This window comes from Mycobacterium sp. (assembly GCF_035314905.1).
In the GTDB taxonomy this organism is placed as follows: domain Bacteria; phylum Actinomycetota; class Actinomycetes; order Mycobacteriales; family Mycobacteriaceae; genus Mycobacterium.
In genome coordinates this window covers 1-12091 of record NZ_DATFYW010000241.1, presented here as the reverse complement: position 1 = coordinate 12091, position 12091 = coordinate 1, and the positions used below count along the sequence as shown (strand labels likewise).

The window sequence follows — 12091 nt, the reverse complement described above, 5'->3', positions numbered from 1 at the left end:
TGAAGCCGCCGCTGGTAGCGGCGCATGGCCGCGATCCAGCCGTCGTAGTCCTCGCCCTTGTGGCGGTACATGTCGAGCACGTGGGGGTGCGGCAGCACCAGGAATCTGTTCTCGCCCACGGCGTCCACCGTGAGGCGCGCGACCTGGTCCGGTTCGAGCACCTCCCCGGCGTTCGTGACGGCGTCTGCCGCCAGCCGCGCTGACGGGTCGGGCGAGTCGCCCAGCTCGTTGAGCAGCGCGGTGCTGACACCCATCGGGCACACGCAGCTGACGCCGATGCCGTCGTCGCCGTAGGTGATGGCGAGCCATTCGGCGAAGCCGACGACTGCGTGCTTGCTGACCGCATATGCCGCGGCACCGAGTTGGGTGAGCAGCCCTGCTGCCGAGGCGATCGACACGAAGTGGCCCCCGCCGCGTTCCACCCATTCCGGCACCAGCAGCGTGGCGGCCCTGATGTGGGCCCGCAGGTTGACGTCGATGACTCGGTCCCAGTCCCGCTCGGGGATGACGAGCCCCGGCGGGCCGCTGATGCCCGCGTTGGCGACGAAGATGTCCACCCGCCCGAAATCGGCTGACGCCAGCGCGGTCAACGCCTTGATGTCAGCCTCCGAGCCGGCATCGGCGCGCCGCGCCGCGACCGGGTGATCTTGCGCCGCTATCAGATCCGCCGTCTGATCGACGCCCGCGGCGTCGATGTCGCCAACCACTACCTGCGCCCCGGCATCGGCGAACGCCAGGGCCAGCGCCCGGCCGATCCCGGCAGCCGCGCCGGTTACGACCACGACCTTCCCGGTAACGTTCATCGTTTCTACAATGCCCGAAGCCGCTGCGGCAGTTGGCGCTTTGACTTGTACGGGCCCAGCACGGCCGCCCCGAACGGCCGACTGAGCAGCCGACGGGCCACCGCGTTCACCTCGTCGAGGGTCACGGCGTCGATGCGGTCCAGGGTGTCGGCAAGGCTGCGGTGCGCGCCGTAGTTCAGCTCGCTGCGACCGATCCGGTTCATCCGCGATCCGGAGTCCTCCAGTCCAAGCACCAGACCACCCCGCAGGGAGCCCTTCGCTATGCGGCATTCCGATTCGGTAATGCCCTCATGCGCAACTGTTTCCAGCACCTCGCCGGTTACCCGGACCACCTCGTCGAAACGCTCGGGCAGGCAGGCGGCGTACACCGAAAGCGCACCGCTGTCAGCGAACGTGTCGACCGTCGAGTAGACCGTGTAAGCCAGCCCCCGGTTCTCCCGAATCTGCTGGAAAAGCCTTGAACTCAGGCCACCGCCCAGCGCTGTGTTGAGCACCGACAGCGCCCAGCGGTGCTCCCAGTGTCTGCCCGGCGCCCGCACGCCCAGCGACACATGCGTCTGCTCGGCGTCGCGCTTGATCAGCGTCAGAGCCGGGCGGCCCGCCACCCGCCCGGTGCCCTTGCGTGGCGGCAGCGGCGTGCGGCCACGTATCAGTCGCGGCCCGAAGTGCTCGCGTACCAGGGAGACGACCTCGTCGTGGTCGACGTTGCCTGCCACGGCCACGACCATGCGCTCGGGGACGTAGCGGCGAAGATGAAACGAGTGCAACTGCGCGCGAGTCATCGCCGATACCGAGTCCACGCTGCCGATCACCGGGCGGCCGATGGCGTGTTCGGCGAACAAAGCCGACAGGAACACGTCGGCCAGCGCATCCTCGGGATCGTCGTCGCGCATCGCGATCTCCTCCAGGACCACGTCGCGTTCCAGTTCGACGTCGTCAGGGGCGCAGCGGCCGCGCAGCACGACATCAGCGACCAGGTCCACCGCCAGCTCGAGGTCGCTGTCGAGCACGTGCGCGTAGTAGCAGGTGTGCTCCTTGGCGGTGAACGCGTTCAGCTCGCCGCCGACCGCGTCGACGGCTTGGGCGATGTCGACCGCCGAGCGCGTCGGCGTCGACTTGAACAGCAAGTGCTCGAGGAAATGTGCCGCACCGGCGACGCTCGCTCCTTCGTCGCGCGAGCCGACGCCGACCCACACACCCACCGACGCCGAATGCACCGACGGCACCTGCTCGGTGACCACGCGCAAGCCGCCGGGCAACGTGGTGCGATGCACCGCCGCCGAAGCCTTGTCGGAACGCGGAACCCGGCGCAGCGCCGGGCCGCCGTCAGGAGTTAGACGTCGCGGCATCGGCCGGCGCGGCTTGCGGCGCGTTGTCGGCGTTGTCGTCCTCGGGGACCAGGACCAGCGAGATCTTGCCGCGGTTGTCGATGTCGGCGATCTCGACGCGCAGCTTGTCGCCGACGTTCACGACGTCCTCGACCTTGGCGATCCGCTTGCCCTTGCCCAGCTTGGAGATGTGCAACAACCCGTCACGACCCGGCAGCAACGACACGAAAGCGCCGAAATCGGTTGTCTTGACAACGGTTCCGAGGAAACGCTCACCGGCCTTTGGCAGCTGCGGGTTCGCGATCGCGTTGATCCGGTCGATTGCGGCCTGCGCCGATGGCCCGTCGGTCGCACCGACGAACACGGTGCCGTCGTCCTCGATGGAGATCTGCGCGCCGGTGTCCTCGGTGATCGCGTTGATGACCTTGCCTTTGGGCCCGATGACCTCGCCGATTTTGTCGACCGGCACCTTGATCGTGGTGACCCGCGGCGCGTACGGGCTCATCTCGTCGGGCCCGTCGATGGCCTCGGCCATGACTTCCAGGATCGTCAACCGCGCGTCCTTCGCCTGTGACAGAGCCCCGGCCAGCACCTGCGACGGGATGCCGTCGAGCTTGGTGTCCAGCTGCAGGGCGGTGACGAAGTCCTTCGTGCCGGCGACCTTGAAGTCCATGTCGCCGAAGGCGTCCTCGGCGCCGAGGATGTCGGTCAGCGCGACGAATCGGCGCTCCGTGCTGCCGTCCTCGAGCTCGATGTCGTCGGAGACCAGCCCCATCGCGATGCCGGCGACCGGTGCCTTCAGGGGCACGCCGGCGTTGAGAAGCGCCAGCGTCGACGCGCACACCGAGCCCATCGACGTCGAGCCGTTGGATCCGAGCGCCTCCGATACCTGCCGGATGGCGTACGGGAACTCCTCGACGCTGGGCAGCACGGGCACCAGCGCCCGCTCGGCCAGTGCGCCGTGGCCGATCTCGCGGCGCTTCGGCGAGCCGACACGGCCCGTCTCACCGGTGGAGAACGGCGGGAAGTTGTAGTGGTGCATGTAGCGCTTGGTGGTCTCGGGCGCCAGCGAGTCGATCTGCTGCGCCATCTTCAACATGTCCAGCGTGGTGACGCCGAGGATCTGCGTCTCGCCGCGCTCGAAGAGCGCGCTGCCGTGTGCGCGGGGCACCACAGCCACCTCGGCGGACAGGGCGCGGATGTCGGTGATGCCGCGACCGTCGATGCGGAAGTGGTCAGTCAGAATACGCTGGCGGACAAGCTTTTTCGTCAGCCCCCGGAAGGCGGCGCCGATTTCCTTCTCCCGCCCGGCGTATGTGTCGGCGAGCCGGTTGAGCAGCTCGGCCTTGATCTCGTCCATGCGGTCGTTGCGCTCGGCCTTGCCGGGGATCGTCAGCGCCTGCGACAGCTCGTCGGTGGCCACCGAAGCCACCGAGTAGTACACGTCCTCGGCGTAGTCCGGGAAGACGGGATATTCGGCGGTCTCCCTTGCGGCGCGGCCTGCGAGCTCCTGCTGCGCGGCGACCAGTGTCGCGATGAAGGGCTTAGCCGCTTCCAGGCCCTCGGCCACCACGGTCTCGGTCGGGGCTCCAGCGCCGCCACCGACCAGCTCGATGACGTTCTGCGTGGCTTCCGCCTCCACCATCATGATGGCGACGTCTTTCTTGTCGCCTTCGCCGACGACTCGCCCGGCTACGACCATGTCGAAGACGGCCCGCTCGAGCTGCTCGACCGTCGGGAACGCGACCCAGCTGCCGTCGATCAATGCAACCCGCACGGCGCCGACGGGGCCGGAGAACGGCAGACCGGCCAGCTGTGTGGACGCCGACGCCGCGTTGATCGCGAGAACGTCATAGAGCTCGTTGGGATCCAGGCTCAGGATGGTGACGACGACCTGAACCTCGTTGCGCAGCCCGTCGACGAACGACGGCCGCAGCGGGCGGTCGATCAGCCGGCAGGTCAGAATCGCATCGGTCGACGGCCGGCCCTCACGTCGGAAGAACGACCCGGGGATCCGCCCCGCGGCGTACATGCGCTCTTCGACGTCGACGGTCAGCGGGAAGAAGTCGAAATGCTCCTTCGGGTTTTTGCTTGCGGTGGTCGCCGACAGCAGCATCGTCTCCTCGTCGAGATAGGCGACGACCGAGCCTGCGGCCTGTTGCGCGAGCCGGCCGGTTTCGAAGCGAACGGTGCGGGTGCCGAAGCGCCCGTTGTCGACGATCGCTGTGGATTCGAAGACGCCCTCTTCGATTTCAGCTACAGACATGGATGTCCGTGTGCCTTCCTGTGGTTCGGTTGTTTTCGCGTCTCACAGGGCACTGCGAACAATTTCTCCAACGGCGTGGCCTGATACGGCTACGGTCGTCGATCGAAGCGACCGGAAAGCACTCCGGCCGCCACTACCGAAGACCGCCCGATGCAGGCGTGTCCGGCAGTGAACCCTGTCTTACACGCAGGAACGGCTCGCGCGGGCATGCGCGGACCGCACCAGAACGCCATTAGTCTACATTGCCCCTATCGTCAAGTTTCCTACGCCACATCTTCGATGGGCTCGGGCGGAGCGCGCTCACGACCGGCGTCAGCGACGCAGCCCGAGCCGCTCGATCAGGGAGCGGTAGCGCTCCACGTCGACCTGTGCGACGTACTTCAGCAGGCGACGGCGCCGGCCGACCAGCAGCAGCAGCCCGCGCCGCGAGTGGTGGTCGTGTTTGTGCACCTTCAGGTGCTCGGTCAGGTCGGCGATGCGCTTCGTCAACAGCGCGACCTGGGCCTCCGGCGACCCGGTGTCGGTGTCGTGCAGGCCGTACTGGCCCAGGATGTCTTTCTTCTGTTCAGCGGTGAGCGCCACGTAGATAACTCCATCATCGGTCCGCGAGCTGGAAATTTCGGCGCGGCCGCCGCGAACCGCAGCGCACGCCGTGTCGAGCAGCGAGTCTAGCAGCGAGTCACCGCGCCGTCAGAATCGAGCGGGCCCGGTCGGTGTCGGCGTCCATCGCGGCGACCAGGTCACCGACCTGGTCGAACTTGCGCTGGCCACGGATACGCGCGACGAAGTCAACGGCCACATGCTGGCCGTACAGATCGGCGGCGGTGTCCAACACGAACGCCTCGACGGTGCGGGTGCGCCCGGAGAAGGTCGGGTTGGTGCCGACGGACACGGCCGCCTGGTAGCGCTCGCCCGGAGTGACGGTGCCGACGACGGGCCCGTGGCCGAGCACGGTGAACCACGCGGCGTAGACGCCGTCGGCGGGGATCGCGGAGTACATCGGCGGGGCGACGTTGGCGGTCGGGAATCCGAGCACCCGGCCGCGCCCGTCCCCGCGCACCACCACGCCTTCGACGCGGTGCGGACGCCCGAGGGCCTCCGCGGCGGCCACCACGTCGCCGGCGTCCACGCAGGACCGGATGTAGGTCGACGAATACGTCACGGTTTCGTTCCTGTGGTGTTCGCTGACCAACGACATGGCCTGCACCGCGAACCCGAAGCGCTCCCCGGCGTGGCGCAGCGTGTCGACGTTGCCCTGGGCCTTCTTGCCGAACGTGAAGTTCTCCCCCACCACCACCTCGACCACATGCAGGCGCTCCACGAGCAGCTCGTGGATGTAGCGGTCGGGCGTGAGCTTCATGAACTCCGGCGTGAATGGCACCACGAGGAACACGTCGATGCCGAGTTCCTCGACGAGTTCCGCGCGACGCGTCAGCGTGGTCAGCTGCGCTGGATGGCTCCCGGGAAACACCACTTCCATCGGATGCGGGTCGAATGTCATCAGCACCGTCGGAACACCGCGGGCCCGGCCCGCTTTCACCGCGGTCGCGATCAATTCGGCGTGTGCGCGGTGCACCCCGTCGAACACGCCGATGGTAAGTACGCACCTGCCCCAGTCCGTGGGGACTCCATCCTGCCCACGCCAGCGCTGCACAGCGGCAAGCCTAGTGGACTTTCGATGAGCCGCTTGCGCGAAGAGCGAGGACTTTCGATGAGCCGCCTGCGCGAAGAGCAGGCGCCGGACGGCGCTCGCGCGAGACCCCGCATCAGGGCAGGAAAGCCTAAACTTTCACACGTGAGCGCTGCCGACGACGTACGTGACCTCACGTCGGTTGCCCAGGATTACCTGAAGGTGATCTGGAACGCGCAGGAGTGGTCGCGCGAGAAGATCAGCACCAAGATGCTCGCCGAGCGGATCGGCGTTTCGGCCAGCACCGCGTCGGAGTCGATCCGCAAGCTCGCCGACCAGGGCCTGGTCGAGCACGAGAAATATGGCGCGGTGACGCTGACCGCGCGCGGCCGGCGGGCCGCGGTGTCGGTGGTCCGGCGCCACCGGCTACTCGAGACGTTTCTGGTCCGCGAATTGGGCTACGGGTGGGACGAGGTGCACGACGAGGCCGAGGTGCTCGAGCACGCAGTGAGCGACCTGCTGATGGCGCGGATCGACGCCAAGCTGGGCCACCCCAAACGCGACCCGCACGGTGACCCCATCCCCGACCTCGACGGGCAGGTACCGACTCCGCCGGCCCGTCAGCTGTCGGTGTGCGTCAACGGCGATCACGGATCGGTGGCCCGCATCTCGGACTCCGACCCGGAGATGCTGCGCTACTTCGACGCGGTGGGCATCGCGCTGGACTCTCACCTGACCGTGCTGGCCCGGCGCGACTTCGCCGGGACGGTGTCGGTGGCAATCAGCGACGGGCACGACGACGCCCGCCCCGATCGAACCGTCGAACTGGGAAGCCCCGCGGCGCAGTCTATTTGGGTCGTGCCCTGCTGACAGAGATCACGTCAACGTCGCGGGGCGCAGCACGATTTCGGGTTTTGTTGTCTGGCCGTGGTCGCGCAGCAGTGCGATCACGCGGCCGTCTGCGGCGGTCGCCGCGTAGAGGCCCTCGATGCCGGCGGCCGTCAGTGGTCGGCCGTGGCTGGTCGCGAGCGTCTCGTCGGCGCTGAGGTTGCGACACGGGAACATCGTCAGGCACGCCTCGTCGAGGGTGTAGCTCAGCGCGGGCCGCTCGGCGAGCTCGTCGAGCGTGCGGGCCTCGCCGAGCCCGAACGTCCCGACGCGGGTGCGCCGCAAGGCGATGAGGTGTCCGCCGGCCCCCAGCGCCGCACCGATGTCGCGGGCCAGCGCGCGGATGTAGGTGCCCGGTGAGCAGTCGACCTCGACGTCGACGTCGATGCGGTCGTCTCGGCGGCGGATCGAGCGGACGTCGAACCGGTCGATCCGTACGGTGCGGGGAACTAATTCGACGGTGTGGCCTTCGCGAGCCAGCCGGTAGGCCCGCTTGCCGTCGACCTTGACCGCGCTGACCGCCGATGGTGTCTGCCGGATCTCGCCTTTGAGCGCGGCGATCGCGGCCGTGATGTCGCCGTCGGTGATCCCGACGCTCGAGGCGGTCTCCAGGATGTCGCCGTCGGCGTCGTCGGTGGTCGTGGTCTGACCGAGCCGGATGGTCGCCGCGTATGACTTGTCGGATGTCACCAGCAGGCCAAGGATCTTGGTGGCCCGCTCGACGCCGACCACCAGCACGCCGGTGGCCATCGGATCGAGAGTGCCGGCATGCCCGACCTTGCGGATGGCGAAGATGCGCCTGCAGCGACCCACCACGTCGTGGCTGGTGATTCCGGCCGGTTTGTCGACGACGACGATCCCGGCTGCGCTCACAGCACGATCGCCGTCAACGCCAGCTCGTTCCGCACCGACCAGCGCCCGCGCAGCGCGATCAGTGGCGCCCCGGCGGTTGCGGTCGGGTCGATGAGAATCTCGGAGACGAACTCACCCGAGGTTCCGTCGGCGTCGACGTCGAAGACGACGTGGGCGTCCTCGAAGCCGAGCCACCGATAGGTGAGCGGATACCATGCTTTGTACGTCGCCTCTTTGGCGCAGAACAGGATTCGATCCCAATGCAGGCCGTCCGGCATCGCTGCGAGCTCCCGGCGTTCGGCGGGCAGGCTGACCGCGTCCAGCACTCCGTGCGGCAGCACCCCGTGCGGCTCGGCGTCGATGCCGACCGACCGCACCTCTCCGGCGCGCCCCACAGCCGCGCCGCGGTAGCCGTCGCAGTGCGTCAGGCTGCCCACCACCCCGGCGGGCCAGCACGGTTCGCCCTTGTCCCCCTTCAGGATCGGCGCCGGAGCAACGCCAAGCTGCTGCAGCGCCAACCGGGCGCAGTACCGGACCGTGATGAACTCGTTGCGCCGCTTCGCCACTGACCGGGCGATGAGCCGCTCCTCGTCCGGTAGCGGTGCGAGGTCCGTTGGGTCGCAATACAGCTCGGCCGCGGCCACCGTGCCGGGCAGCACCGTCGAGATCAGCGTGGCGACGGCCGTCATCGCAATTGCCATTGCCTGATCCGCTCCTGCATTCTCTCCGCGTTGGCCCGCATCTCCGGCGTGATGACGAAGTGGCCGCCGAACTCGTTGAGGTAGCCGGGCGCGTACTCCGGGTCGGGCAGCACCTGCCGCAGCCAGCGATACGGCTTGCGGCGCCGCCACTCTCGCGGATATCCGACCGAGACCTCCTCGAATCGGACCCCGTCATACCAGGTGGTGCGCGGGATGTGCAGGTGCCCGTACACCGAGCAGACCGCGTTGTATCGCGTGTGCCAGTCCGCTGTCGCGGTGGTCCCGCACCACAGCGAGAACTCGGGGTAGAACAACGCGTCGCACGGTTCACGGACCAGCGGGAAGTGGTTGACCAGCACCGTCGGCGTCATCCAGTCGAGCTGCTCGAGGCGGTCACGGGTGTAGGCCAGGCGTTCGCGGCACCACGCCTCGCGGGTGGCATACGGCTCCGACGAGAGCAGGAACTCGTCGGTGGCCACCACGTTGCGCTCGCGCGCGATGGCCAGCCCTTCGGCCTTGGTGGTCGCGCCGTCGGGCAGGAAGCTGTAGTCGTACAGCAGGAACATCGGTGCGATCGTCGCCGGGCCGCCGTCGTCGACCCAGACCGGATACGGGTGTTCGGGGGTGACGATGCCCATCTTGTCGCACATGTCAACCAGGTAGTCGTAGCGGGCTTGACCGAACACCTGGGCCGGGTCCTTGCCTGTGGTCCACAGCTCGTGGTTGCCGGGCACCCAGATCACCTTCGCGAACCGGCGGCGCAGCAAATCAAGCGACCAGCGCACCTCGTCGGTTCGCTCGGCGACGTCGCCCGCGACGATCAGCCAGTCATCCGGCGATGAGGGATACAGCGACTCGGTGACCGGCTTGTTACCGGTGTGACCGGTATGCAGGTCACTGATCGCCCAGAGGGTTGGATGTCGCCGGCCGTGCGGCTCCGGAGGCGTCGCCACAACGATCCAGCCTACTGAAACGCGGCTGCGCCGCCCGCCCGGCGGAACTAGAACAGGTTCTCGTTTTCGGCTGTGGCCCGACAGGCTGACTTGTACACTCCCCCGAGGGGCTGCCGAGGCGAGGGGGTGCCATGGTCACCGGATTGCGTCTGATCGCGGCGTTCTCTGCCCTGGCCACGGCGGTGATCCTGGTGTGGCAGAGCGCGTCAACGGCCCTGGTCGGCACCGCTCCGGTTCAGCTGCGCTCGACCGCCGCGCCGATGACCGATCCGAGCACGACGATCAAATCGCCGGTCCTCGATCTCACCAACCAGCGGCCGTTCGATCCGTGCGAGGACATTCCGCCGGACGTGATCCAGCGGCTGGGATTGGGCTTTACTCCCCCAGAGCATGAAGACGGCCTGCGCTGCCACTACGACGCCGCGAACTACCAGATGGCGATCGAGCCGATCGTCTGGCGCACCTACGAGCAGACGCTTCCGCCCGACGCGATCGAGGCCACGGTCGACGGCCACCGCGCCGCCTGGTACTGGGTGATGAAGCCCACCGACTGGAACAACCGCTGGTGGTTCTCCTGCATGGTCACCTTCAAGACGAGTTATGGCGTCATTCAGCAGTCGCTGTTCTTCTCGCCGATCTACTCGAATCCGGACGTCGACTGCCCCGCCGAGAACATGATGCGGGCGCAGCAGCTCGCGCCGTATTACATATTCTGATCAGTCAGTGACTGCTACCTCGGAGCGGCCCGCGGGCTCCCGGACCCGCGGGCTTGCAAGAAAGTACCTCCACCGTGCGATGGCGCGCTCATTGCGGTTGCCCCCGCCGACGACGGACTACATCATTCACCGCGGTGTCCGCGCACCGATGCGCGACGGCGTGGAACTGCTGGCCGACCACTACGCGCCCACGACGGCGACGCCGCGCGGCACGCTGCTGGTCCGTGGTCCCTACGGGCGCGCGTTCCCGTTCTCGGTGCTGTTCGGCCGCCTGTACGCGGCGCGCGGCTACCACGTCGTCCTGCAGAGCGTGCGCGGCACGTTCGGGTCCGGGGGCGTGTTCGAGCCGATGGTCAATGAGGCCGCCGACGGCGCCGACACCGTGGCCTGGCTCCGCTGCCAGCCATGGTTCACCGGCCGGTTTGCGACCGTGGGGCTGTCCTACCTGGGTTTCACGCAGTGGGCCCTGCTCCAGGACCCACCGCCGGAGCTGGCTGCGGCGGTCGTCACGGTGGGGCCACACGACTTCAACGAGGCGTCCTGGGGCACCGGCGCGTTCACGCTCAATGACTACCTGGGTTGGTGTGACCTGGTCGCGCACCAGGAAGAAGGCACCCGCTTGCAGGCCGGCCTCCGGCAGATCGGTGCGCGTCGCCGGCTCGCCCGCGCGACCGAAGGGCTGCCGCTCGGCGAGGCGGCCCGCTCGCTGCTCGGCACCGGCGCCCCGTGGTACGAGCCCTGGCTGGAACACCCCGACCGCGACGACCCGTTCTGGCACCCTTTCCGTTTCGACGCGGCACTGGACCGCGTCGAGGTTCCGGTGCTGCTGATCAGCGGCTGGCAGGACATATTCCTGGAGCAGACCCTCGAGCAGTACCGGCGCCTGCGTCGGCGCGGCGCGGACGTGGCCCTCACCGTGGGGCCGTGGACGCACACGCAGATGATGTCGAGCGGCGCCGGGCCCGTCGCCCGTGCGTCGCTGCGGTGGCTCGACACCCACCTGGCAGGCATCACGACCGACGAGCGCAGTCCGGTGCGGATCTTCGTCACCGGCGATCGCTGGGTCGACCTGACGCATTGGCCGCCGGCCGTCGGCCAACAGGTGCTGTATTTGGCGCCCGGCGGCGCGCTGGCCGGGTCACCGCCCCTCGACGCCGCCCCGCCGTCCACGTTCCGGTTCGACCCGGCCAACCCCACTCCGACGATCGGCGGCCGGCTGCTGTCCCCGAAAGGCGGCTACCGCAAGGACAGCCGGCTGGCGCGGCGCGGCGACGTGCTCACCTTCACCGGCGAACCCCTCGCGTCGGATCTCTATGTGGTGGGCAAGCCTGTCGTCGAGCTGTCGCACGCTGCGGACATCCCGCACGTGGACCTGTTCGTTCGGGTCAGCGAGGTCGACGCCGGGGGGCGCTCCCGAAACGTCATCGACGGGTATCGGCGACTCGTCGGCACCGCCGAGCCCAACGCCGTCTGGATCGAGCTCGATGCCACCTCGCACCGGTTCCGCGCCGGTTCGCGGATCCGCCTGCTGGTCGCGGGCGGGTGCCACCCGCGCTACGCCCGTAATCTGGGAACGGAAGAGCCTGCTGTTACCGGCCGGCGGATGATGCCCTCCACGCATTCGGTGCACCACGGGCTCTCGCGGTTGGTGCTACCCGCAAGTTCCAGACCTCCGTCAGCCGAGCCGCGCCCGGACCGTCGCCGCGATCTCGTCTAGCGCCGCGTCGTCGTGCACCGGCGGGCCCCATTCGGGGGTCACCGGCAGCTGCACCCAACTCGTGCATCCGGCGTAGTCGGGTGTGCGGGGCAACGCGATCGGCTCGACGAGGGGGCAGGCCTGTACGACGAGCACGCGCAGCCTGTGCTTCGGCCGGAAGTCCACTCTGTCGGCACGCACGGACTTCCCCGTCCAGATGTGCAGCGGCTCGATGTCGGAAAGGCGATCGGGGTGCGA

The 12091-nt window shown here is 68.4% G+C and carries 12 protein-coding genes; 3 read left to right on the top strand and 9 right to left on the bottom strand.

The window, feature by feature from the left end:
* The 5 genes from VKG81_RS20605 to VKG81_RS20585 form a co-directional block, all read right to left on the bottom strand.
* The coding region (locus VKG81_RS20605) for an SDR family oxidoreductase (RefSeq protein WP_324398579.1) at positions 1–803 on the bottom strand (803 nt) is incomplete at its 3' end.
* A gap of 5 nt (positions 804–808) precedes the next feature.
* Positions 809–2152 carry a pitrilysin family protein gene (locus tag VKG81_RS20600; RefSeq protein ID WP_324398578.1) on the bottom strand — a complete coding sequence of 448 codons (1344 nt, stop codon included), beginning with the start codon at positions 2150–2152 and terminating at the stop codon, positions 809–811.
* Positions 2130–4397 (bottom strand): polyribonucleotide nucleotidyltransferase, encoded by a 2268-nt coding sequence (locus VKG81_RS20595; RefSeq protein WP_324398577.1) that lies wholly within the window; start codon positions 4395–4397, stop codon positions 2130–2132. The genes VKG81_RS20600 and VKG81_RS20595 overlap by 23 nt, the downstream gene beginning before the upstream one ends.
* Positions 4398–4709: 312 nt before the next feature.
* Positions 4710–4979, bottom strand: coding sequence for a 30S ribosomal protein S15 (rpsO, locus tag VKG81_RS20590; protein WP_324398576.1), 270 nt, complete (start codon positions 4977–4979; stop codon positions 4710–4712).
* Positions 4980–5076: 97 nt separating this feature from the next.
* Positions 5077–6051 (bottom strand): bifunctional riboflavin kinase/FAD synthetase, encoded by a 975-nt coding sequence (locus tag VKG81_RS20585; protein ID WP_324398575.1) that lies wholly within the window; start codon positions 6049–6051, stop codon positions 5077–5079.
* A 141-nt stretch (positions 6052–6192) separates the two neighbouring features.
* On the opposite strand from VKG81_RS20585, the gene mntR reads away from it, so the two are divergent.
* The gene (mntR, locus tag VKG81_RS20580) at positions 6193–6897 is read left to right on the top strand and encodes a manganese-binding transcriptional regulator MntR (protein ID WP_324398574.1); all 705 of its coding nucleotides are present in this window, start codon (positions 6193–6195) and stop codon (positions 6895–6897) included.
* Positions 6898–6903: 6 nt separating this feature from the next.
* On the opposite strand, the gene truB is transcribed toward mntR, so the two are convergent.
* Genes truB through VKG81_RS20565 form a run of 3 tightly spaced genes read right to left on the bottom strand, consistent with a single transcriptional unit; the run spans position 6904 to position 9427 of the window.
* Positions 6904–7788, bottom strand: a complete 885-nt coding sequence (gene truB, locus VKG81_RS20575; protein ID WP_324398573.1) for a tRNA pseudouridine(55) synthase TruB — start codon at positions 7786–7788, stop codon at positions 6904–6906.
* Entirely contained in the window at positions 7785–8456 is a 672-nt protein-coding gene (locus tag VKG81_RS20570; protein ID WP_324398580.1) for a 4'-phosphopantetheinyl transferase, read from the bottom strand. Before VKG81_RS20570 ends, truB begins: the two co-directional genes overlap by 4 nt.
* Positions 8453–9427, bottom strand: coding sequence for a metallophosphoesterase family protein (locus VKG81_RS20565; protein WP_414685355.1), 975 nt, complete (start codon positions 9425–9427; stop codon positions 8453–8455). The genes VKG81_RS20570 and VKG81_RS20565 overlap by 4 nt, the downstream gene beginning before the upstream one ends.
* 125 nt (positions 9428–9552) lie before the next feature.
* Between VKG81_RS20565 and VKG81_RS20560 the strand changes: the two genes are divergently transcribed.
* Entirely contained in the window at positions 9553–10137 is a 585-nt protein-coding gene (locus VKG81_RS20560) for a DUF3558 domain-containing protein (protein ID WP_324398571.1), read from the top strand.
* Positions 10138–10144: 7 nt separating this feature from the next.
* Positions 10145–11854 carry a CocE/NonD family hydrolase gene (locus VKG81_RS20555; protein WP_414685354.1) on the top strand — a complete coding sequence of 570 codons (1710 nt, stop codon included), beginning with the start codon at positions 10145–10147 and terminating at the stop codon, positions 11852–11854.
* Here VKG81_RS20555 and VKG81_RS20550 read toward each other — a convergent pair.
* The coding region (locus VKG81_RS20550) for a DUF1802 family protein (RefSeq protein WP_324398569.1) at positions 11813–12091 on the bottom strand (279 nt) is incomplete at its 5' end. The genes VKG81_RS20555 and VKG81_RS20550 overlap by 42 nt on opposite strands.